The sequence below is a fragment of the Nocardia huaxiensis genome, assembly GCF_013744875.1.
In the GTDB taxonomy this organism is placed as follows: domain Bacteria; phylum Actinomycetota; class Actinomycetes; order Mycobacteriales; family Mycobacteriaceae; genus Nocardia; species Nocardia huaxiensis.
This window is the reverse complement of the sequence record NZ_CP059399.1, coordinates 3,621,787-3,644,048: the sequence shown is the minus strand read 5'-3', so window position 1 is coordinate 3,644,048 and position 22,262 is coordinate 3,621,787. Positions and strand designations below refer to the sequence as shown.

The 22,262-nt window shown below is 67.3% G+C and carries 21 protein-coding genes; 5 read left to right on the top strand and 16 right to left on the bottom strand.

The genetic code is table 11. The features are described from left to right. Positions 1 to 23: 23 nt before the first annotated feature. The 4 genes from qcrB to ctaE form a co-directional block, all read right to left on the bottom strand. On the bottom strand, positions 24 to 1,646 hold the full coding sequence (qcrB, locus tag H0264_RS16205) for a cytochrome bc1 complex cytochrome b subunit (protein WP_181584728.1): 1,623 nt from the start codon (positions 1,644 to 1,646) through the stop codon (positions 24 to 26). After that, the gene (gene qcrA / locus H0264_RS16200) at positions 1,643 to 2,800 is read right to left on the bottom strand and encodes a cytochrome bc1 complex Rieske iron-sulfur subunit (RefSeq protein WP_231086630.1); all 1,158 of its coding nucleotides are present in this window, start codon (positions 2,798 to 2,800) and stop codon (positions 1,643 to 1,645) included. The genes qcrB and qcrA overlap by 4 nt, the downstream gene beginning before the upstream one ends. After that, positions 2,797 to 3,660: a cytochrome bc1 complex diheme cytochrome c subunit gene (gene qcrC, locus H0264_RS16195; RefSeq protein WP_181584727.1), complete on the bottom strand. Its 864-nt coding sequence runs from the start codon at positions 3,658 to 3,660 to the stop codon at positions 2,797 to 2,799. The genes qcrA and qcrC overlap by 4 nt, the downstream gene beginning before the upstream one ends. An 87-nt stretch (positions 3,661 to 3,747) precedes the next feature. After that, positions 3,748 to 4,365, bottom strand: coding sequence for an aa3-type cytochrome oxidase subunit III (gene ctaE, locus H0264_RS16190; RefSeq protein ID WP_181584726.1), 618 nt, complete (start codon positions 4,363 to 4,365; stop codon positions 3,748 to 3,750). 186 nt (positions 4,366 to 4,551) lie between these two features. Between ctaE and H0264_RS16185 the strand changes: the two genes are divergently transcribed. After that, positions 4,552 to 4,956 carry a hypothetical protein gene (locus H0264_RS16185; RefSeq protein ID WP_181584725.1) on the top strand — a complete coding sequence of 135 codons (405 nt, stop codon included), beginning with the start codon at positions 4,552 to 4,554 and terminating at the stop codon, positions 4,954 to 4,956. A 37-nt stretch (positions 4,957 to 4,993) separates the two neighbouring features. Further along, positions 4,994 to 6,049 carry an anthranilate phosphoribosyltransferase gene (trpD, locus tag H0264_RS16180; RefSeq protein ID WP_181584724.1) on the top strand — a complete coding sequence of 352 codons (1,056 nt, stop codon included), beginning with the start codon at positions 4,994 to 4,996 and terminating at the stop codon, positions 6,047 to 6,049. 148 nt (positions 6,050 to 6,197) lie between these two features. Here the strand turns inward: trpD and H0264_RS16175 are convergent, their stop codons facing one another. Further along, complete coding sequence (locus H0264_RS16175; protein ID WP_181584723.1) at positions 6,198 to 6,473, bottom strand: Lrp/AsnC family transcriptional regulator; 276 nt, start codon at positions 6,471 to 6,473, stop codon at positions 6,198 to 6,200. Between the two features lie 271 nt (positions 6,474 to 6,744). Between H0264_RS16175 and H0264_RS38290 the strand changes: the two genes are divergently transcribed. Beyond that, positions 6,745 to 7,743 carry a YdcF family protein gene (locus H0264_RS38290; protein ID WP_220139992.1) on the top strand — a complete coding sequence of 333 codons (999 nt, stop codon included), beginning with the start codon at positions 6,745 to 6,747 and terminating at the stop codon, positions 7,741 to 7,743. Position 7,744: 1 nt separating this feature from the next. On the opposite strand, the gene H0264_RS16165 is transcribed toward H0264_RS38290, so the two are convergent. The 5 genes from H0264_RS16165 to H0264_RS16145 all read right to left on the bottom strand — a co-directional run bounded on the left by H0264_RS16165 (position 7,745) and on the right by H0264_RS16145 (position 12,863). Next, positions 7,745 to 8,203, bottom strand: a complete 459-nt coding sequence (locus H0264_RS16165) for a MaoC family dehydratase (protein WP_181584722.1) — start codon at positions 8,201 to 8,203, stop codon at positions 7,745 to 7,747. After that, a complete protein-coding gene (locus H0264_RS16160; RefSeq protein WP_181584721.1) occupies positions 8,200 to 9,705 on the bottom strand; it encodes a long-chain-fatty-acid--CoA ligase in 1,506 nt (501 codons plus the stop codon). The genes H0264_RS16165 and H0264_RS16160 overlap by 4 nt, the downstream gene beginning before the upstream one ends. A 62-nt stretch (positions 9,706 to 9,767) precedes the next feature. Continuing rightward, the gene (locus H0264_RS16155; protein WP_181584720.1) at positions 9,768 to 10,925 is read right to left on the bottom strand and encodes an acyl-CoA dehydrogenase family protein; all 1,158 of its coding nucleotides are present in this window, start codon (positions 10,923 to 10,925) and stop codon (positions 9,768 to 9,770) included. 23 nt (positions 10,926 to 10,948) lie between these two features. Then, on the bottom strand, positions 10,949 to 11,698 hold the full coding sequence (locus H0264_RS16150; RefSeq protein WP_181584719.1) for an SDR family NAD(P)-dependent oxidoreductase: 750 nt from the start codon (positions 11,696 to 11,698) through the stop codon (positions 10,949 to 10,951). 13 nt (positions 11,699 to 11,711) lie between these two features. Next, on the bottom strand, positions 11,712 to 12,863 hold the full coding sequence (locus H0264_RS16145) for an acyl-CoA dehydrogenase family protein (protein ID WP_181584718.1): 1,152 nt from the start codon (positions 12,861 to 12,863) through the stop codon (positions 11,712 to 11,714). Between the two features lie 120 nt (positions 12,864 to 12,983). Here H0264_RS16145 and H0264_RS16140 point away from each other — a divergent pair, with 120 nt between their 5' ends. Continuing rightward, positions 12,984 to 13,646, top strand: a complete 663-nt coding sequence (locus H0264_RS16140) for a TetR/AcrR family transcriptional regulator (RefSeq protein ID WP_181584717.1) — start codon at positions 12,984 to 12,986, stop codon at positions 13,644 to 13,646. A gap of 71 nt (positions 13,647 to 13,717) precedes the next feature. On the opposite strand, the gene H0264_RS16135 is transcribed toward H0264_RS16140, so the two are convergent. From H0264_RS16135 to cysD, 6 genes are all read right to left on the bottom strand, one after another. After that, positions 13,718 to 15,079, bottom strand: a complete 1,362-nt coding sequence (locus H0264_RS16135; RefSeq protein WP_420832066.1) for a TIGR03118 family protein — start codon at positions 15,077 to 15,079, stop codon at positions 13,718 to 13,720. An 87-nt stretch (positions 15,080 to 15,166) separates the two neighbouring features. After that, positions 15,167 to 16,303 carry a sulfotransferase family protein gene (locus tag H0264_RS16130; protein WP_181584716.1) on the bottom strand — a complete coding sequence of 379 codons (1,137 nt, stop codon included), beginning with the start codon at positions 16,301 to 16,303 and terminating at the stop codon, positions 15,167 to 15,169. A 19-nt stretch (positions 16,304 to 16,322) separates the two neighbouring features. Next, a complete protein-coding gene (locus tag H0264_RS16125; protein WP_181584715.1) occupies positions 16,323 to 17,129 on the bottom strand; it encodes an SDR family oxidoreductase in 807 nt (268 codons plus the stop codon). Then, positions 17,126 to 18,328, bottom strand: coding sequence for a hypothetical protein (locus H0264_RS16120; protein ID WP_181584714.1), 1,203 nt, complete (start codon positions 18,326 to 18,328; stop codon positions 17,126 to 17,128). Before H0264_RS16120 ends, H0264_RS16125 begins: the two co-directional genes overlap by 4 nt. A 9-nt stretch (positions 18,329 to 18,337) precedes the next feature. Further along, complete coding sequence (gene cysC, locus H0264_RS16115; protein ID WP_181584713.1) at positions 18,338 to 20,191, bottom strand: adenylyl-sulfate kinase; 1,854 nt, start codon at positions 20,189 to 20,191, stop codon at positions 18,338 to 18,340. Continuing rightward, complete coding sequence (gene cysD / locus H0264_RS16110) at positions 20,191 to 21,108, bottom strand: sulfate adenylyltransferase subunit CysD (protein WP_181584712.1); 918 nt, start codon at positions 21,106 to 21,108, stop codon at positions 20,191 to 20,193. Before cysD ends, cysC begins: the two co-directional genes overlap by 1 nt. Before the next feature lie 223 nt (positions 21,109 to 21,331). On the opposite strand from cysD, the gene H0264_RS16105 reads away from it, so the two are divergent. Further along, positions 21,332 to 22,258 carry a helix-turn-helix domain-containing protein gene (locus H0264_RS16105; protein ID WP_231086645.1) on the top strand — a complete coding sequence of 309 codons (927 nt, stop codon included), beginning with the start codon at positions 21,332 to 21,334 and terminating at the stop codon, positions 22,256 to 22,258. Positions 22,259 to 22,262 lie beyond the last annotated feature (4 nt).

The window sequence follows — 22,262 nt, the reverse complement described above, 5'->3', positions numbered from 1 at the left end:
GGGCCTTCCCTTTATGCAGGTACTCAGTGTCCGCTGTTGCCGTTGGACGCTTCGTCGCGGGCACGCTCGAGAACCGCGAGCATCTGGTGCTCTTCCTCGTGCGCCAGGGCGACGTTGGTCTCCTGCTCCGCGGCGGTGTCGGCGCGGAGGAAGGAGCCGGTGCCGGGCTTGCCGGCGGAGCCCAGCTTGGACATCTTCTTGGGCACCGGGGCGCCCTGGTACTCCAGCGGGATCGGGTGGCCGTGCGAGTCGACCGGGCCGAGGGGCTGGTGCACCTCGATGTACTCACCGTGCGGGAGGCGCTTGATGACACCGGTTTCGACACCGTGCTCGAGCACCGCGCGGTCGCTGCGCTGCAGGCCGATGCAGAAGCGGTAGGCCACGAAGTACGCGATCGGCGGGACGATGAGCAGGGCGATGCGGAAGAACCAGGTCGTCGCGTTGAGCGAGATCGAGAACTGCAGCGCCAGAATGTCGTTGACACAGGCCAGGGTCAGCACCAGGTAGAAGGCGATGGCCATGGAACCGATCGCCGTGCGCACCGGCACGTCGCGCGGCCGCTGCAGCAGGTTGTGGTGCGCGTAGTCGCCGGTGAGGCGCTTCTCGATCCACGGGTAGGCGATCAGCACGGTGAACACCAGGCCCATGATCAACGCGACCCAGAACGGCGCCGGGATCGTGTAGCGACCCAGGTACAGCTCCCACGGCGGCATGAGACGCGCCATGCCGTCGGTCCACATCATGTAGAAGTCCGGCTGCGAACCCGCGGAGACCTGAGACGGGTTGTACGGACCCAGGTTCCAGATCGGGTTGATCTGCAGGACGCCACCCATGATGGCGACGACGCCCAGGGTGAAGGCGAAGAACGCGCCCTGGTCGGCGGCGAACACCGGGATGATGCGGGCGCCGACGACGTTCTTCTCGGTGCGGCCCGGTCCGGGGAACTGGGTGTGCTTCTGGTACCACACCAGCGCCACGTGGGCGCCGATGAGCGCGAGGATGATGCCCGGGAAGAGCAGCACGTGCGCGATGTACAGACGCGGAATGATGATGGTGCCCGGGAAGTCGCCGGCGAACATGAGCCAGTGGATCCAGGTGCCGATGACCGGCGTGCCGATCACGATGCCGGAGAACGCGGCGCGCAGACCGGTACCGGACAGCAGGTCGTCCGGCAGCGAGTAGCCGAAGAAGCCTTCGAACATCGCCAGGATGAGCAGCAGCGAGCCGATCACCCAGTTCGCCTCACGCGGGCGGCGGAACGCGCCGGTGAAGAAGATGCGGAACAGGTGGATGATGATCGACGCCGCGAACAGCAGCGCCGCCCAGTGGTGCACCTGGCGCACGAACAGACCACCGCGCACCTCGAAGGAGATGTCGAGTGCGGTCTCGTAGGCCCGCGACATGGTGACACCGCGCAGCGGCTGGTACGCGCCGTTGTAGACGGTCTCCGACATCGACGGGTCGAAGTACAGGGTCAGGTACACACCCGACAGCAGCAGGATGATGAACGCGTAGAGCGCGATCTCACCGAGCAGGAACGACCAGTGGGTCGGGAAGACCTTGTTGATCGATCGCTTCGCGAACGCCGCCAGGTGGTAGCGCTCGTCCATTTCATTGGCCTGTGCGGCCGCTTTGCTAGGGCTCATGAACGACGCTCCCAGAAGGCCGGGCCGAGCGGCTCGATGAAGTCGCCGGCGGCGACCAGGTAGCCATCGGCATTGACGGTGATGGGCAGCTGCGGCAGCGCGCGGGCGGCGGGACCGAAGATCGGCTTACCCCATTCGGTCGCGGAGAACTGCGACTGGTGGCAGGGGCACAGGATCCGGTTGGTCTGCTGCTCGAACAGCGAGGTCGGGCAGCCCAGGTGGGTGCAGATCTTCGAGTAGGCGAAGTAGTCGCCGTAGTTGAAGCTCTCCTGGCCCTTGCGCTTGATGGCCGACTCGGCGTCCTTGGTGCGCAGGCGGATCAGCATGACCGAGTTGCGGATGCCGCGCAGCGACTGCAGGGTCGCGTGCTCGTCACCGCGCCACGATTCCTTCCACGGGAAGACCGTTTCCATGGCGCCGGCGTCGAGGTCTTCCGGGCGCACCAGGACGATGTCCTCGGGGCGGCCGGTGTCGCGGCGCAGGAAGATGGTCTCGCCCGGGTAGTCCGGGGTCCAGCCGGAAACCCACAGCGGCGACTTGTCGCCCTTGGCCCACGGGTTCTTGATCATGCCGCCGACGAAGACGAACAGCGCGCCGATGCCGAGGACGCCCGCGCCCAGGCCCGCGGTGCGGGTGATGAGCTTGCGGCGGCCCAGGGTGGAGGTCTCGGCCGCGTCCTGCAGCTGAGCCACCAGGGTGCGGCGGTTGGCCTCGGAGGACTTGCCGTCGTGGCGGTCCTGGATGGAGATCTCGGCCGGGATGAAGTGCTTGCGGATGAGCACCACGGCGATGCCGATGGCGAGGACCGCGACACCGAAGGTCAGACCGACCAGCGGGGTCCACAGGTTGTAGGCGGCGTTGCCGTCCTGGTTGCGGCTCTTGTACTCCCAAGGCCAGAACAGGAAGACACCGATCAGCGCGACACCCAGGACGGCCGACAGCGCGAACCAGAACGCCACCCGGCGCTCGGCCCGCTTCTCGGCGCGGGTGCCCTCGACGGGCCAGCGCGGCGCGCGGTAGGCGACGTCGACGCCGTCCATCTTGGTACCGAGTTCGACGAGCTCGTCGCGCGTCATCGCGTCGAGCTGCTCCTCGGTGGGCTCCAAGTCCCCAGAGGGGTTCGCCCCCATGCTGTTTCGCTCCTGTTCACTCATGACCGGGATCCGATCCACATGGCGGAACCGACCAGTGCCACGATGCCGACCACCCAGATGGCCAGGCCCTCGGTGGCGGGACCGAAGCCGCCGAGGCCGTAGCCGCCGGGCGGGGTGGTCTCGGTGGCGTCCTTGACGTAGGCGACGATGTCGCGCTTCTCCTCCGGCGTCAGCTGACGGTCGGAGAACTTCGGCATGTTCTGCGGGCCGGTGAGCATCGCGAGGTAGATCTGCTGCTCGGAGGCCGGGGCCAGCGGCGGCGCGAACTTACCGGAGGACAGCGCGCCGCCCTTGCCGGTGAAGTTGTGGCAGGACGCGCAGTTCATGCGGAACAGCTCGCCACCGCGGCCGATGTCGGCGCCCTCGATGAGCGACTCCTGGGCGATCTCGCCGTTGCTGTCGCGCACGACGGTCGGGCCGCCGCCCTGCGACTGCACGTACGCGCCGATGGCGTCGGTCTGGTGGGCGTCGAACTTCTCCGGCTTGCGCATGATCTGCGCTTCGTTGCGGGCCGCGGGCATGCGGCCGGACGAGACCTGGAAGTAGACGGCGGCCTCACCGACGCCGATCAGGCTGGGGCCGCGATCCTGGACACCCTGCAGGTTGACACCGTGGCAGGTGACGCAGGAGGTGTCGTAGAGCTGCTGGCCCTCGCGGATCAGCGCGGCCTGGTCCTGCTCCGCCGTGGCGACCTGTGCCTGCGGAGTGAGGGCCGATGCCGTGAAGCCGGCTCCGACGAGGCCCATCAGAAGAACCAGACCGCCGGCCAGACGCCGGCGGATGCGGCGCTGCTTGCGGGTCTTGGTGGCCTCGCCTGTCCCTTCGGCGGGATCTGGCGCTGACGGGGGAGATGAACTCATCTGTGTCCCTTTGGAGTAGACGGAACCGACTTGTACAAGAAGTTTCTGTGCCGTTCGGCGGGCTGGGCCGTCGCGGCGCGCTCGTCGCTAGCGGACGAAGTAGATCGTGGCGAAGAGCCCGATCCAGACGATGTCGACGAAGTGCCAGTAGTAGGAGACGACGATCGCCGCCGTGGCCTGCGCCGGGGTGAACTTGCTGAGCGCGGTGCGGATCAGCAGGAACACGAAGGCGATGAGACCACCGATGACGTGCAGGCCGTGGAAGCCGGTCGTGATGTAGAAGACCGAGCCGTAGACGCTGCTGGAGATCGAGGTGCCCTCGTGGACCAGGTTGTAGTACTCGTAGCCCTGACCGCCGACGAAGAACGCACCCATGATCAGGGTCAGCACGTACCAGCGGCGCAGGCCGAACACGTCGCCCCGCTCCGCCGCGAAAACACCCATCTGGCAGGTGAAGGAGGACGCGACCAGAACGGCGGTAACCGGCACCGCGAGCGCCATGTTCAGCTCGGTCGGCTTCGACGGCCAGCCCAGAGCCGGGTCGGCGTGCGAGCGAGCAACGAAGTACATGGCGAACAGGCCGGCGAAGAACATCAGCTCGCTCGACAGCCAGATGATGGTACCGACGCTGACCATGTTGGGCCGGTTCAGCGAATGCACACGCTGGGTAATGGCCGATCCTGGGGTCCCTACTGCGGTCGTCACGCCGGTAAGTATGACTCGTCGTAGTACGACAGGTGTAGGCGGGTACGAAACTTTGTCGTACGTGTCGGAAAGCCCAGGGCGAGCGCGCGTCTCGCGGGCCTCTCGGCGTGTCACGGCAGAGCCTAGAACCCGCAGGTAAGAGAAACCTGAGCCGTGATTCCGGCTCCCTGTGGCCCTGCGGGCACAATGTCGGCCATGAGTTGGTGGCGACGGCTGTTACGGCGAGACGGCGCAACGGAACTGGATCCCGCGCGCGCGGATCTGGTTGTCGTGGCGTCGAGTTTCGATGACGCGGAAGCCTGTTCGGCCGCCCTGGGGCGCGCGACGGACTGGATCCCCGGTGAGCAGGTGGTCCTGCGCCACCATCTGGTCATACCTGCCGACCGGGTGAATGCGGTGCAAGTCATTGCCGCGCAGGATGGCTATGACACGGGTGCGGTGGACGCCGCCGATCCGGCGACGCTGATCCTGCGGCGGGTGCAGATTCTGGACGCTCTGCACTGTTCACAGGAGCGTTCCCGCATGGCGGGCCTGGCCCAGCGGCACGACGGCAGCGTGCTGGGCTGGGACGCCCTGCAGCCCGCACACTAGGCTTGCCACAACACCCGGCGACGGAAGAGAAGAACTGATGAGCGCGCGCAGCTGGCGAGAAATCCTCGGCACCCTCACCGACGGCAATGATCTGTCCGCGGACGAGGCGGCGTGGGCCATGAACGAGATCTTCAGCGACGCCGCCACATCCGCGCAGATCGCGGCGTTCGGCGTGGCCATGAAGATGAAGGGCCCGACCCCGGCCGAGCTGGACGGGCTGGCCAAGGGCATGCTCTCGCACGCGCGGCGGGTGGAGTTCGACGGCCGGGCGGTGGACATCGTCGGCACCGGCGGCGACCGCTCGGGTTCGGTGAACATCTCCACCATGTCCTCGATCGTGGTGGCGGCCAGCGGCATTCCGGTCATCAAGCACGGCAACCGGGCGGCCTCCTCCAAGAGCGGCGGCGCGGACGTGCTGGAGGCGCTGGGCGTGAAGATCGCGCTCGGCCCGGAGGCGGTCGAGGAGTGCGTGCGCCAGGCGGGTATCGGTTTCTGTTTCGCGCCGGTCTTCCACGCGGGCCTGCGTTTCGCCGGTCCCGCGCGCAGCGAGATCGGCATCCCCACGGTCTTCAATATCCTCGGCCCGCTGACCAATCCGGCCCAGCCGCAGGCCGGCCTCATCGGCTGCGCCTTCGCCAACCTGGTCCCGGTGATCGCGGGCGCGTTCGCCGCGCGCGGTCAGTCGGCGCTGGTGGTTCGCGGTAACGACGGCCTGGACGAGATCACCACCGCCGACACCACCGACGTGTGGCTGGTCGCGGGCGGCCGCACCGTCGAAACCACCCTGGACCCAACCAAACTCGGCATCGAGCGGGTCGCCCCGGAGGCGTTGAAGGGCGGTGACGCCGCCCTGAACGCGGTGATCGCCCGCAATATGCTGGCCGGCGACCGCGGTCCGGTCCGCGATGCGGTGCTGCTGAATTCGGCCGCCGCCGTGGTCGCCTACGAGCTCACCGCCGACGACCTCGAGGCCGACCTCTACGCCAAGCTGGCGGTAGCTCTGGAACGTGTGGCCGCGGCTATCGACACCGGTGCCGCCGCGGACCTGCTGGAGCGCTGGGCCGCGGTCACCAACACCCTCGGCGCGGCCTGACCCAACCCACCCCGGTCATCCCGGCGTGCTCAACCGCGCCTCCGTCATCCCGGCGTGCTCAACCGCGCCTCCGTCATCCCGGCGGGCTCAACCGCGCCTCCGTCATCCCGGCGTGCTTGTGGCCGGGATCCACATCTCGAGTCGCGCGCTATTCGCCGATCGAGAATCCGGCCTCCACATCGGCGCTCGAATACGACTTGAAGGCGATGTGGGTGGCCGTGCGCACGACGCCCGGCGTCTTGTTGATCCGCCCGGTCACCACCTCGGCGATCCGCTCGTGGTCGCGCACCCGCACCTTGGCGATCAGGTCCACGTCGCCCGCGCACGAGTACACCTCGGCCACGCCCTCGATATCGGCCAGCGCCTGCGCGGTCTCCGGAATGCGGGCGGACTCGGCGGAAATCAGCACGATCGCGGTAATCATGGGACCAACCTTATGCGATCACCGGCGTCCGGAACCGTCCAGCATGTTCGTGGACACCCCGGGCGCGCCCGGCGCATCGAGGCCATCGCCCTTTTCGGGTCGTGGCGCACTTCGGACACGAAGGTGGGCTGTCCCGCCAGATCAGCGATCTGTTCCGCCAACCTGATCGTGATTTCTCCAATTCGCTTCCGGCTGAGGTCAACTCAAGACATCATTATCCGAAGTTGTGAACCGACCGGTAGTCACAAGTCGACTGCCGTAGGGGGTTGCGATGCTCAATCAACTGCTATCGCCCATCTCAGCCCTGCGCCGTGGCGTGCCCGAAGCCCTGCGCCAGTGGTCTGCTCCACCAGGCCGGCACCGTCGTGTCGTTCCGAATCCCTTCCGCACGAATGCCGTTCGCGCCCTGCTCGCGGGCATCACGCTGACCGTCATCGCGACGGCGGCCCCCGCGAACGCCGAACCCACCGCACCCGCACCGCTGGATCCCTTCGACGGGCACACCGACCCGGACGGTCTCACCGAGGCCAGCGCACCCAGCGGTATCGACACCGCGGCCGATGCGGGCGGCATTGTCGAGGTCGCCGGACCGACCGACGTCGAGGGCCTCACCGACCTCTCCGGCCTGGCCGACGTGGAAGGCGCGACCGCGATCGAAGATGCCACCGAGGTCGACGGCGTGACCGGAGTCGAAAGCGGGACCGAGGTCGACGGCCTTGCCGATATCGAGGCCCCGGTCGACGTCGACGCCTACCCGCGGGACGCCCTGTCGGCCATCAATGCGCTGGGCGGCTTCAATTTCACGCTGCCCGGCCTGGATCTGCCGGCCCTGTTCAGCCCCGACACGGCCATCGTGGTGCTCGGCTACGGCCTGACGCCGGAGGGCGAGATGCGCCCGGAGCTGATCAACCGCCTGTACGCCGGCTACGTCTCCGCGCTGCTCTCCCCCGCCGCCCCGATCATCGTCACCGGCGGCAATCCGCAGAACGGCGTCACCGAGGCGCAGGCCATGGCGGACTGGCTGATTCAGCGCGGTGTCGCGCCCGAGCGCATCCACACCGAGACCCGCGCCAATTCGACCGTGCAGAACGCGACCTTCTCGGCGCAGCTCATGCAGGCGATCAATGTGCACGCGGCCGTGCTCATCACCTCGGCCGATCACATCGGGCGGGCATTGAACAACTTCCGGGCGGCCGGAATCTCGGTGGTGGCCACCATGACTCCGGACGAGAGCCCGCTCGGGGCCGAATCCTTCGGCCCGGGAGAGTGATTCACGCCAGGTAGCGTGCGATGCCCACGGCGACGCAGGCCGGTTTCGCCGCGCCTTCGATCTCGACGGTGACGGTGCGCTCGGTCTGCACCCCGCCCGGGATGTCGGTGACCGTGTCCAGGGTGACCCTGCCCCGGATGCGGCTGCCGACCGTCACCGGCGTGATGAAGCGAACCCTGTCGAGCCCGTAGTTGATTGCCATCCGGGCACAACTGACCTTCAGCACCTGCGCGGTCATCGGAACGATGAGTGACAGCGTGAGAAATCCGTGCGCGATGGTCTTCCCGTACGGCCCCGCGGCCGCACGCTCGGCATCCACATGGATCCACTGGTGATCGTCGGTCGCGTCGGCGAAGGTGTCGATGCGCCCCTGATCGATCGTGATCCATTCGCTCACACCGATTTCCGTGCCGACGGCCGCCTTCAAAGCCTCGAAGTCGGCGAAGTCCACAGGGCTCATGCCCGCTCCTCTCCCGCGGTCGCGAAGCGCTCCTTCAGTTCTCGCTTCAGGATCTTGTGTGTCGGCCCCATCGGCAGGGCATCCACGAATTCCACCCGCCGCGGATACTTGTACCGCGCCACATGCTCTCGCGCGTAGTCGATGATCTCGTCGGCGTCCACCGGCTCCGCCGCCACCACCACCGCGACGATCTCCTCGCCGTAGGTCGCGTCCGGCACCCCGATCACCGCCACCTGTGCGATCTTCGGATGCCGCAGCAGCGCCGCCTCCACCTCGGTCGGGTACACATTGAACCCGCCGCGAATGATCATCTCCTTGATCCGGTCCACGATCCGCAGATACCCGTTGGCGTCCTTGACGCCCAGGTCCCCGGTCCGGAACCACCCGTCCACCACGACTTCCGCCGTGGCCTCGGGCTTGCCGGTGTAGCCGTTGAACACATTGTGCCCGCGCACCACGACCTCACCGATGCTCCCGGTGGGCAGCAGTTCGATGCGGTCGCGCAGGTTCGCGTCGGCGATCTCCACGTCCACGCCCCACACCGGATGCCCGACGGTGCCCGCCTCGGGCCCGAGCATGGGCTGATTCACCGTGGCCGTGGGCGAGGTCTCCGAAAGCCCGTATCCCTCCAGCACATACGCGCCGTACACCCGCTCGAAGTCCTCGAGCACCGACGGCGGCAGCGCCGCCCCGCCGCTGATGCACAACCGCAGCTTGGGCAGCTCGTCGCGCCCCGCCGCGGCCGCCAGCAGCCCGTGATACATGGTCGGCACCCCGTGGAAGGTATTCACATTCTCCGCCACCATGAGCCGAATGGCTTCAGCCGCATCGAATCTCGGCAGCAGCACCAGCGTCGCCCCGACCCGCCAGTGCGAGTTCATGGACACCGTCTGCCCGAACACGTGGAACAGCGGCAGCGCCCCGAGCGCGATGTCGTCGCGGTGAACTTCATTGGCGTCGAACGCATTCACCGTGGCGCACATGACCATATTGAGGTGGCTGAGCTCGGCCCCCTTGGGCCGCCCCGTGGTCCCGCTGGTGTAGAACACCACCGCCACATCGAGCGGGCTCCGCGTCACGAACGTCGCAATAGGCGCTGCGGCAAGCTCTTTCGGATTCACGAAGGGAATCCCGACCCGCGCCGCCGCTTCCTTCCCGACGGCCGCACTGTACTCGTGACAGACGAGCAGTTTGGCCCCGCTGTCGCGCAGCACATATTCGGCTTCATCGGCGGTGAGCAGCAGATGCACCGGCACCACCGTCCCACCGGCCGCCAGAATCGCGAAGTACGCCCGCGGGAAGTCAGCCGTATTGGGCCCCATGAGCGCCACCCGATCCCCCGGCCGCACCCCGAGGTCGATGAGCGCCGCGGCCTGTTCCCGCACCTGCCGCCACAGATCCGCGAAGCTGATCCGCTGATTGCCTTCGATAAGAGCTATATGCTCCGGCCGCCGCCGCGCCGGTTCGGCGAGGATGCTTGCCAGGGAGAGAGTCGCGTTCATTTGCAGCCCTGTCTTGTGGGGTTCCAGGGGCGAAGCCCCTGAGAGCCCACCCGAAAGTGGGGTCAGAGCCCCATGTCCTTGGCGATGATCATCTTCATGACTTCGCTGGTGCCGCCGTAGATCCGGTTCACCCGGTTGTCGGCGTACAGCCGCGCGATCGGGTACTCGTTGATAAACCCGTACCCACCGTGCAGCTGCAGACACCGGTCGATCACCCGCGCCGCGACCTCGGTGCAGAACAGCTTGGCGGAGGCGGCGTCGGCGGCCGTGAGCGTCCCGGCGTCCAGGGCCTCGAGCCCGCGATCCACCACGGCCTCGGCGGCGTCGACTTCGGCCTGACAGGCGGCCAGCTCGAATTTGGTGTTCTGGAAGGTGGCGACCGGCTTGCCGAACACATTGCGCTGCTGGGTGTATTCCTTGGCGAACCGCACCGCCGCCCGCGCCTGCGCGTACGACCCGACCGCGATCGACAGCCGTTCCTGCGGCAGGTTCTGCCCCAGGTAGGAGAATCCCTTGTTCTCCTCCCCCAGCAGGTCCTCCACCGGCACCTTCACATCGGTGAAGTTGAGCTCGGCGGTGTCGGACACCTTCAATCCGAGCTTGTCGAGCTTGCGCCCGACCGCGTACCCCTGCGACTTGGTGTCCACCACGAACAGCGAGATCCCGAACCGCCGGTCGTCCTCGCGCGGTGCGGCCGTCCGCGCGCACACGATGACCCGATCCGCGTGCACGCCGCCGGTGATGAACGTCTTCGACCCGTTCAGCACATAGTGCGTCCCGTCCGCGGAAAGCTTTGCGGTGGTGCGCATTCCGGCCAGATCCGATCCGGTCCCCGGTTCGGTCATGGCAATGGCGAACATGATCTCGCCGCTGACGAACCCGGGCAGCCATCGCTTCTTCTGCACCTCGGTGGCGAGGTTCTTCAGATACGGCAGGCACAATCCCACGTGCACGCCCGATCCGCCGAAAGACACTCCGGCGCGGGCGGTTTCCTCGATGAGGATGGTCTGGAACTTGAACGATTCGATGCCCGCGCCGCCGTACTCCTCGGGCACCTCGATCCCGAAGGCCCCGAGTTCGGCCAGCTTGTAATAGAACTCGCGCGGCACGATCCCGGCCTCGTACCACTGGTCGTACACCGGCACGACCTCGGCTTCGATGAAGGCGCGCACGGTCTCCCGGAAGGCGTCGTGGTCGGCGTTGAAAACTGTTCGCTGCATGGATGTTTCTCTCTGACTTGCGCTTAGAGCCGGCGTCCGCCGTCGACGTAGATGGTCTGCCCGGTCACGAACGAGGCGTCGTCGGAGACCAGGAAGGACACCACATTCGCGATATCCGCGGGCTCGCCCACCCGGCGCAGCGGCGTGATCTTGGCGGCGTTCTCCCGGAACTCCTCCGGGCTGACCCCGACCCGCGCCGCGGTGGCATCGGTCATCTCGGTGACGATGAAGCCGGGCGCGACCGCGTTGACATTGATCCCGAACGGACCCAATTCCATTGCGAGCGTGCGGGTCAGCCCCTGGATGCCCATCTTGGCGGCGCTGTAGTTGGCCTGTCCCCGGCTGCCCAGTGCGGACACGCTCGAGGTGTTCACGATCTTGCCCGACTTCTGCTTCACCATGTGCCGCTGCGCCGCCCGCGTGCACAGGAACGCGCCCTTGAGGTGCACGGACATGACCAGGTCCCAGTCGTCGACCGACATCTTGAACAGCAGGTTGTCGCGCAGCACGCCGGCATTGTTGACCAGCACGTCGATCGAACCCAGTTCCGCCACAACACCATCGATGGCGGCGTCGACCTGTGCCTCGTCGGTCACATTGCAGGCCACCGCGATCGCCTGGCCGCCGTCGGCCACGATCCGCGCCGCGGTCTCCTTGCAGGCGGTCTCGTCCAGGTCGGCGATGGCGACGGTGAACCCGTCGGCCGCCAGCCGCGCCGCGGTGGCCGCGCCGATCCCGCGCGCCGCGCCGGTCACGAAGGCAACTTTCGACATCTGAATCTCCTTCTCAGACAAAGGCGTTCACGCCGGTGAGCGCGCGCCCGATGAGCAGTTTCTGAATCTGGCTGGTGCCCTCGTACAGCGTGAGCACCCGGGCGTCCCGCAGGTATTTGGCCGCCGGGAATTCGTCGATGTAGCCGTACCCGCCGAACACCTGAATGGCATTGTTGGCCGCCTTGACCGCCGCCTCGCTGGCGAACAGCTTGGCCACCGAAGCCTCGGTGCCGAACGGCTTGCCGCGCTCCACCAGGTCGGCCACCCGCCAGGTGAGCAGCCGCGCCGCCTCCACATCGACGGCGATATCCGCGAGCAGTTCCTGCACCAGCTGATACGACGCGATCGGCTTGCCGAACTGCTCGCGCTCCCGAGCGTATTTCACCGCTGCCTCGAGGCAGCCGCGCGCGACTCCGACGCACCCGGCGGCGACTCCCATGCGCCCCTTGTCGAGGGCGGCCATGGCGATTTTGAACCCCTGCCCCTCGTCCCCGAGCCGCGCGGTGTCCGGCACCCGCACCCCGTCGAGCACGAGTTCGGCGGTGGCCTGCCCGCGCAGCCCGAGCTTGCCCTTGATCTCGGTCCGCTGGAATCCGGGCGCATCGGTCGGCACCAGGAACGCGGTGACCCCCTTGGGCCCCGGTCCGCCGCTGCGCGCGAAGATGATCGCCACATCCGCCCAGGTGCCATTGGTGATGAAGATCTTGGTGCCGGACAGCAGCCAGTCGTCCCCGCCCCGCACGGCCTTGGCGGTCAGGTTCCCCGCATCCGATCCGGTGCCCGGTTCGGTGAGCCCGAAGCAGCCCAGCGATTCCCCGGAACACAAGCGCGGCAGCCATTCCCGCTTCTGCTCGGCGGTCCCGTAGGTCTTGATGGTCTTGCCCACCAATCCCAGCGACACCGACACGATGCCGCGCACCGAACTGTCGCCGCGCCCGAGTTCCTCCAGCAGCAGGCAGTAGTCCAGCGCCGTGCCGCCGGACCCGCCGTACTCCTCCGGGATCTCGATGCCGAGGAAGCCCATCTCGCCGAGTTTGCCGACGATGGCGGTATCCACCGATTCCGCCCGGTCCCAGGCGGCCGCGTGCGGGACAACTTCCTTGTCCACCCAGGCGCGGGCGAGTTCGCGCAGTTCGCGCTGCGACTCGCCGAGTTCGAAGTCCATTCGTGAGGCTCCTAACCAAACGTTGTTAGGTTTATGCGGCCCAAGCTATCCTAACGCCGTTCGGTTTATCAAGACCCGAGTGATAAATTCGACGCTCGCGCCCCCGACAGGAAGTTGCACATGCCCAGGCCGAAAGTGCCGCTGCTGAGCCGCGAACGCATACGCGGGGCCGCGCTCACTCTCATCGACCGCGACGGCCTGCCCGAGCTGTCCATGCGCAAACTCGCCGCCGAACTGGGCGTGCAGGCCGCCTCCCTCTACGGCCACTACCCCACCAAGGACGACCTGCTCGACGACATCGCCCGCGGCATCATGTCCCGGGTCGACACCTCGGGCTTCGAATCCGGCGACTGGTGCGAGGGCCTGGTCGACTGGGCCCGCTCGTATCGCGCCGCCCTGGTCCGCCACCCCAATTTCGTCCCCTACCTGGCCTCGGGCCCCGGCAACCGGGACGAGAACCTGCGCGCCGCCGACGCCGTGCACGGCGGCCTCATCAGCGCCGGCTGGCCCCCACGCGAGGCCACCATGATCGGCGCGGCCACCCGCTACCTGGTCATGGGCTCCACCCTCGGCTCCTTCTCCCGGGGCTTCCCCGAGGACACCCAGGTCTACCGCGACCGCTACCCGCACCTCGACCAGGCCCACCGCCTGCGCGCCAAGGCCGACGAAATCGACACGGACAGCTTCGAACTCGCCCTGGCCGCGTTCATCGACGGCCTCCGGCCGCGCTTCGAGGCCGTGACCGAGCGCCGCGCGAAACGGCGGCGCATCGACACCCCCTGAGCCGCACCGCTTTCCTGCCACACAGCGCAGGCCCCGAGCCGAAACGACTCGGGGCCTGCATAATTCAGCTGTCAGTGCCGGCGCACCCGCAGGCTGCCGAACAGCCCGTCCTTCTCGTCCTCCGGACCCGCCGTGAAGTACAGCGCGTTCGAATCACCCAGGGACTCACCGTTGCCGAACATGAGCGCCCACAGGCCCTCGATCTCCACCGGCTTGGCGTCCTCGTCGCGCAGGTAGTCGACGAACGCACCGGTCTGATCGTCGAGCGCGAGAATGCGGCCGGCGCCGCCGAAGTTGCCCACCAGCAGCTTGCCGCTCAGCGGACCGAAGTCGGCCGGCGCGACCGCCACGGCCCACGGCGCGTTGAACCGATTGTCACCGTCGATCGTGCGCACGAGCTTGCCGCTCGCGTCGAACTCCGCCAGCTTGCCCTTGCCGGGCTTGTGGTTCGCGGCCTTCTCGGCGTCGGCGTCGGCCGAATCCTCCTCGCCTGCATCGATCTTGGCCGCATCGGCCTCATCCGGCTTGGTGGTCGCGTACGACACGAACACCCGCTGCCCGATGGTGGTCACATTGAACGGCGCCGGATCGCCCGGCTTCACCTGCTTGCCCTTGGCCGGATCGGCCGGATCCACCGCGTCGCCGGTGGCGAACGGGTTGGCGAAGCCGCTGGTGGGAATCAGCGCCCAATTCTTGTCGAAGGTCCGGATCTGCGGGTTCTCACCGAAGTCCGCCGCGAGCAGCTGATCCCCGGCCGGGTTCAGCGCGATGCCGAAGAACTGCATCCCGTCCTTGGACCCGTCGAACACCAGATTCGCCGGCCCGTCGTGCCGCACGATCTCGCCACCCGCGCCCAGTTCGGTCCACGCCGAGATCTTGCCGGAGTCGGTGGCGAAGATGAATCGTGAAGAGCCGGTGAGCTTCTGCTCTTTCCCGTCGACGGTGACCGGCTGATCCCGGACCGCGAACAAGTCGGAGGTGATGGCGGCCGGGTTGAAAACCACGCCGGTGGTCTTGCCGATGCTCGCGTCGGAGGTGTCGCTGTCCGCGCCGGGAACACTGACCAGTTTCAGCTGATCCTGGAACAGCTTCTGCAGCTCCGGCTTCGGCGAGGCGGTGACGTCGCCGACGAACTGGAAGGAGAACCCGCCGCCGCCGACCCAGAAGTGGCCGCCCGCACCCTTGGGGCGGTCGGCCAGACCCCAGGCGTTCACCATGTCGGGGAAGGTGAACTGCGCCTTGTAGGACGCGGTGTTGGCCGCCAGGTTGGTCTGCGCGTAATGGTTCCCGTCGAGGGCCTTCACATCATCGCCCGACGACGAGTTACTGCTGCACGCCGTCGCGACCACCATCGCCACGCCGAATGCCGCCGCACGCAGCGCTGTCTTTTTCGACAGCGTGCTGCGCACAGGCGGCTTACCGCGTCCGTCCATGACAAGTCCTTCCACTCAACGCCCAAGGTTCGGCGTTAGGTGATGCTAACCATAGCTGGAAGGATTGCCGGGACCGCGCAGACCGGGTCAGGAGTTCTGAAATTGCGCTCTGACCTGGTCCTCGGTGAGTCCGTAGTCGGCCAGCGAGTACCGGTGAGCCGGTTTCCGATCCCCGGATTTGCTCTCCTCGTCGAGTGCGAGCATGGCCGTGCGCGCCGCCTCGGTGAACTCCAGCCCGAACGCGCTGTAGATCTTCTCGACGGTCCCCATGGGATCGGCCCGCAGATCCTCGAACTGGATGTCGAGGAACTGCTCCGGGTTGTACCGCGCCCGCGCCGCGCTGAAGTCGTGGAAGCCGCGCGACCACAGCTCCAGCTGCGTGGACCCGATCCGCTCGCCGGTGAACGTGGTGGACCAGCCGCGCGCCGCATGCTCGGACAGGCTGCACGAGGAGCCGATGATGGTGACCGGATCCCGATGGGTCTGAATGATCAGCGCGTCCGGGTACACCGTCATGAGCGCGTCCAGCGCGAACAGGTGGCTCGGATTCTTCAGCACCCACCGCCGGCTGTCACCGAGTCCGATGAGCTGCAAGTTCTTTCGGTGCCGTGCGTAGGCGTCGGTCCAGTCCTGCTGCTGCAACCACTGCGAGTAGGTCGGCAGATAGGCCAGCGACTCGTAGGAGATCGACTTGACCGTCTGCCGCAGCAGCTGCCAGCACTCCTCCACATCGGCCGCGCTCATGTAGTGCAGCCCCATGAATTCCGGGTTCTCGACGCGATGCTGCGCGAACCCGGCGTCGATCTGCTGATAGATCGGGTTCCCGGCCCAGCTCTCCCGCGGCGGCCGCGGCTGTGGGAACTCCGCCAGCCACATTTCGAGGGCCTGATGCTGCGGGTCGGCGGCCAGCAGCCGGTGCAGCGCCGTGGTCCCGGTGCGCGGCAGTCCGGTCACGAAAATCGGCCGGGCGATGGCTGTTTCGGCATGCGCCGGATGCGCTTTCCAGGACGCTTCGCTCAGCGCCCGCGCCACCAGCGCCCCGCGCAGGAAGTACCGGCTCATCTTCGACCCGAGCTCGGTGAGCCCGGCGTCGCGACTGTAGGACTCGAGCAGCACCCCGAGCGCCTCGTGATAGTCGGTGGACCCGAAGTCGGTCAGCCCGCTGACCTTGGTGGCCGAGGCGTGCAGATCCTCGATCGTGCCGACGTTGGTACGTAGGCTCATGAGTGGTGAATCTCCTTGCTCAGACGTGGTATTCGCCGCAGTTGACGTCGAGGGTCTGCCCCGTGATGGCATTGGCCCACGGCGAGGCGAGGAACACGACGGTGCGCGCGATCTCGTAGGTTTCGGGCAGCCGCTTGAGATCCGAGCGGGACGCGGTCTGCTCGTACACCTGCTCGGGCGTGATGTTGTACTTCTTGGCGACCTCACCGAAGTACCACTTCAGCTGATCGGTCCAGATGTAGCCCGGCGCAACGGTATTGACCCGAATCCCCTTGGGCCCGAGTTCGGTGGCGAGGGTCTGCGACATGGCCAGCAGCGCGGACTTGGCGACCTTGTAACTGCCGTACCGGGGTTCGGAGTGCCGCAGCACCGCCGAGTTGATCATGACCACCGCGCCCTTGGTCGCCTCCAGCGCCTCGGTGAACGCCTGCGTCATGCGCAGATTGCCGAGCACGGTCAGATCGAGGCTGTCGGTGATCTGCTGAAAGTCGGTGCGCGCCAACGGCTTCATCGACGGCACCGAAAAAGCGTTGTTCACCAGCACATCGACTCGGCCGAACGCCTCGAGCGTGCGCGCCACCAGGTTCCGCACGGCCTCGTCATCGGTGATGTCGGTGGGCACGCACAGTGTCGTCCCGCCCTCGGCCTCGATCTCGGCCGCGACCTCCTTCAACCGCGATTCCGTGCGCGCCGCCAGCACGACCTTCGCCCCGGCCGCGGCGGCCTCCAGGCAGATGTCGCGTCCCAGCCCCGGCCCGACCCCGCTGACGACAACGACCTTGTCGCGCAGCAGTTCTGTCCGCAACCGTGTGTTCTCCGAGCTCATCCGAGCATCCTTTCCGCGAAAGCGCGCTGACGGGCGGCAATCCGATCCCGCCATGCCTGGTCGTCGATGATGTTGTCGCTGTAGTACGGCAGCACCTGCCGGACCTTGTCGAAGGGCACGAGCTCCACGGTCGGACCGTCGGCGGGCGTGATCGGCCGCGCCACCCGCTGCCACCGGAATTGCAGAATCCCGCGCCCACGCCCGGTGGTTTCCAGCCAGTTGGTGATGCCCGGGTTCCGGTTGCTCACCACCATGCGGATCATGCCGTCCGGATCCACCTGTGCCTGAGTGTGATTGAGGCTGGTCTGGTGGTTCACGTAATCGAGGGAGATGTACCAGCGGCTGCCCAGCTGGAAGCCCTGGTACGGCGCATCGGATTTCGGCACCGTGATGACCAGCGCCTGATCGTCGGCGAGATCGTAGTGCCCCACCGAGGAGTACTGGGTGCTCAAACCGCCCGGCGTGAGCCGGGGTTCGGTCAGCGTGTTCACCTCCAGATCGAGGTAGAACCACTTCGGGAAGTTGAACCAGGTGTGCACGCGGGTCAGCAGCATGCGCCCGGCCGCCCGATACCGCTTGCGCAACTGTTCGACGGTGGCCTCGGCCGGCGCGGTGCCGACCGTATCCACCCGCTCGATGCGAATACTGCCCTTGCGCTCGGTATTCCAGTCCCCGTACACCTCCCGCACGGCGAGCATGGACGCGCCCTCGCCGAGTTGGAAGTAGTTGGGCTCCGGATTCTCCTTGGCCGGACCGAATCTCAGCGCGAAGCTGCCGTCGGCCGCGATCTCGATGCGCCGGTCGTCGAAGGCGTCCTCACCGCCGGGCACATCGGTGGCGGTGTAATCGCCCTTGAGCACTTGGAAACTCAGATCCGCCGTGCTGCCCCGCACGCCCGTCACCAGGTATTCGGCGGTCGGTTCGATGCTCGCGTGGTAGTAGAGCGTGTCCGGGTTGTCGAGCCCCATTTTGGTGTAGGGCCCGGTGGAGGTCACGAAGTACGGATGCGACTTCCCGTGCGCCCGCGACAGCTGGAGCACCGCCGCGATACTGCCCTGCAGGTAGTCGTAGCCTTCGGCGAGATCATGCTCGTCACGAATGAATTCCGCTGCGGCGATGAGCTTCTCGGCCTCGGTGACCGCCGCCAGGAACGGATCGGTCAGCGGTAGCTCTGCTTGTTCGATATTGGATTGATCCATCGGCTTCTTTCAGGACTCGAGTGTGCGTCGAATGAGTGCGGCGATCTCCGCCGGCGTGCCATCGGAGGGCGTGATCACGAGCTCGGCGAATTCCGGTCGCTCGTAGGGCGAGTCGATCCCGGTGAACTCCCGCAGCTCCCCCGCCCGCGCCTTCTTGTACAGCCCCTTGGGGTCGCGCAGTTCGCATTCCCCGAGCGGGGTGTCCACGAACACCTCCCGGAACCGAAGATGCTTGTCCTCGTGCAGCTTCCGCGCCTCTCGCCGCTGCGCCGCGAACGGGCTGATGAGCGAGACGATGGCGACCATCCCGGCATCGGCCATCAGTGCGGCCACCTCCGCGACCCGGCGCACGTTCTCCCGCCGGTCCTCGTCGGTGAAGCCGAGATTCTTGTTCAGCCCGTGCCGCAGGTTGTCCCCGTCCAGCAGATAGGCGGGCTGCCCGGAGGCAATGAGCTGCCGCTCCAATTCCACCGCGATGGTGGACTTTCCGGAGCCCGACAGCCCGGTGAGCCAGATGGTGGCTCCCGTGCTGAGTCGCTGTCCGCGGTCCACGGCCGACCGGTGCCACACCACATTCGACGCCTTGTGCTCGACTCGCGGTGCGCCCGTGGATCTTCCGGTGATCATGCCCGCGGCCACGGTCCGATTGCTGGTCTCGTCGATGAGTATGAAGCTGCCCGTGGCCCGGTTGTCCCGGTACGGGTCGAACAGCAGCGGCTGCCTGCTCTTGAGAATGAGCCGCCCGATGTCGTTGAGCCCCAGCCGATCCGCGTCGGTCTGCCGGTGCAGGGTGTTCACATCCAGCCGGTAGTCCAGCTCGCTGACCTCCACCTTCGAGGTCTGTGTCGCCGTGCGAATCGAGTACTCGTGGCCCGCCCGCAGTTCGGTGTCGTCGGAGAACCAGCACACCATGGCGTCGAGTTCGCGATCCTGATGCGGCTGGTTGCCGGGCCGCGCGAGCATATCCCCACGCCCGATATCGATTTCGTCGTCGAGGGTCAGCGATACCGCCATCCCGGTGAAGGCTTCCTCCACCTTGTCGCCACCCGGCCCCCAGATCTGCGCGACGCGGCTGCCGCGACCGGACGGCAGCACCACCACCTCGTCACCCGGCTTGAAGATCCCGCCCGCCACGGTGCCCGCGTAACTGCGCTGGGTCTCCCCGTGCGGCCGAATCACGTACTGCACAGGCAGTCTCGTGTCGATGAGGTTGCGGTCGGAAGCGACGTGCACCTCCTCGAGATGCCGCAGCAGCGGCGGTCCCGGATACCAGCCCGCGGTGTGTTCGGACAGCTCCACCACATTGTCGCCGTGCAGCGCCGACACCGGAATGAAGCTCAGATCGCCCACATCCAGCTTGGTGGCGAAATCCGCGAATTCCGAACGGATTTCCTCGAAGCGCTGCTCGGACCAGTCGACCAGATCCATCTTGTTCACACACAGCACCAGGTGCCCGACCCCCAGCAGCGAGGACAGGAAGGCGTGCCGCCGGGTCTGCTCGGAGACGCCCTTGCGGGCGTCGACCAGGATCAGCGCCAGGTCGGCGGTCGAAGCCCCGGTGACCATATTGCGCGTGTACTGCACGTGCCCCGGAGTGTCGGCGATGATGAATTTCCGTCGCGGCGTGGCGAAGTAGCGGTACGCGACATCGATGGTGATGCCCTGCTCGCGTTCGGCCCGCAGTCCGTCGGTGACCAGCGACAGATCCGGCGCGCCGGCCCCGCGTGCGATGCTCGCGCGTTCGATGGCGTCGAGCTGGTCGGTGAACAGGCTCTTGGAGTCGAACAGCAGCCGCCCGATGAGCGTGGACTTGCCGTCGTCCACGCTGCCGGCGGTGGCGAGCCGTAAAAGGTTGCGGCGCATCAGAAGTAGCCCTCTCGTTTGCGGTCTTCCATGCCGGAGTCGGAGATGCGGTCGTCGGCCCGGGTGGCGCCGCGTTCGGTGAGCCGGGTGACCGCGGTTTCGGCGATCACCTGTGCTGGGTCGGCGGCGTCGCTCTCGACGCAGCCGGTGCAGGTGGCGTCGCCGACGGTGCGGAATCGCACGGTGGCCTCGTGCTGCCGCTCGCCGGGCTGCACTGTCAGGAATCGGTTGGCCGCCAACAGCATTCCGTCGCGTTCCAGGACCGTCCGCCGGTGCGCATAGTACAGCGACGGCAGTTCGACCTCGGCCTGGTCGATGTACTCCCAGATATCGAGCTCGGTCCAGTTCGACAGCGGGAAAACGCGGATGTGCTCGCCCTTGGCGTGCCGCCCGTTGTAGAGATTCCACACCTCCGGCCGCTGCGCCCGGGGATCCCAGGCCCCGTACTCGTCCCGGAAGCTGAACACCCGCTCCTTGGCGCGCGCCTTCTCCTCATCCCGGCGCGCCCCGCCGAATACCGCGTCGAACCGGTGCTCGCGAATGGACCGCAGTAGCGTCGCCGTCTGCAGCCGATTGCGCGTTTCCCCGGCCTTCTCGACGACCCGGCCGGCGTCGATATCGTCCTGCACGCTGCCGACCAGCAGCTGTGCCCCCAGCCGCGCCGCCGTGCGATCCCGGAAGTCGAGCACCTCGTCGAAGTTGTGCCCGGTGTCGATGTGCAGCAGCGGAAACGGCAGCGGCGCGGGCCAGAAGGCGCGCCGCGCCAGCTCCAGCATGACCGCCGAATCCTTCCCGCCCGAGAACAGCAGTACCGGCCGTTCGAAGGTGGCGGCCACCTCTCGAATGATGTGCACCGATTCGGCTTCCAACGCCGCCAGATGCGACAGCTCGTATCCCGCCCGTGTTGCGTTACCCATTCACCGCGGCCCTGCCCACTCGCCGCGCCGTATCTCGCCCAACTTGCGTTGTCGAATATTCGACGCTATCGTTCGATAATGTGACACCGACGATAGGTCGGCGTGCCGTGGCCGGTCAAGAGCTGACGGCGAATTCCGCGTATTGGAGGGTGTCCACAGGACCGGCCGCCCAGCCCGCTACCATCGGCCGCGCTGCCCCACGCCAACCGTGAGTGAGTCTGAAGTGCCCGAAATCACCACCGCCCCAGCGCCATCCGACACCCGCACCGGCGCATCCTCGGACGCGGATACGGCATCCGGCACCCTCACCTCACCGCCGACCCGTCGCGTGGTGCAGACCATCGAGTTGCTGTCCCGCCGCCCCGCCGAACACCTGTCGCTGGCGCGCATCGTCCGCGCCACCGGCATGTCCCGCGCCACCGCGCACGCGGTCCTGTCGCAGTTGACCGCCGACGGCTGGACCCTGCGCGACGACGAAGGCAATTACGGCCTCGGCCTCGGCCTGCTCTCGATCGCCCGCCGCAGCGAATCGGCCTTCCCGCTGCGCCGGCTGGCCCTCGACGCCATGCGCGAACTGTCCACGGCCCACCGCATCCCGGTCTTCCTGGCCGAGCGCGAACAGTCGTCGATAGTCATCACCGAGGTGGTGGGCACCCCCTCGGTCCCCTGGATCCGCCCCGGCCGCCACATCCCCCTGGCCCCGCCCGTCTGCCGCGAATTCATCGCCTGGGCACCGGATCCCGACCGCACCGCCTGGCTCGCCACCGCCGACCCGTCCCACCGGCCCCGCCTCGAGTCGGTCCTCGACGCCATCCGCACCCGCGGCTACTCGGTGGAACGCCTCGCCGACGACTCCGCCCCCATGCTCGAAGCCCTTGCCGCCCTGCGTCATTCCCCCGTGACGGATCCCCTCCGCCATCGCCTCAACGCCTTGATCTCCGACTTGATCACCATCGACTACCTCCCCGACGAGCTCACCGACCACAATGCCGTCGTCTCGGTGGCCGCCCCCATCTTCGCCGCGGACGGCACCGTCGCCGCCTCGATAGTCGCCTGCCCTGACACCAACCTCTCCGCCGCCCGGCTATCCGACCTGGCCACCGCCACCATCACCGCCGCCGATCAGGTCACCGCCGCCCGAACCGTCTGACGTT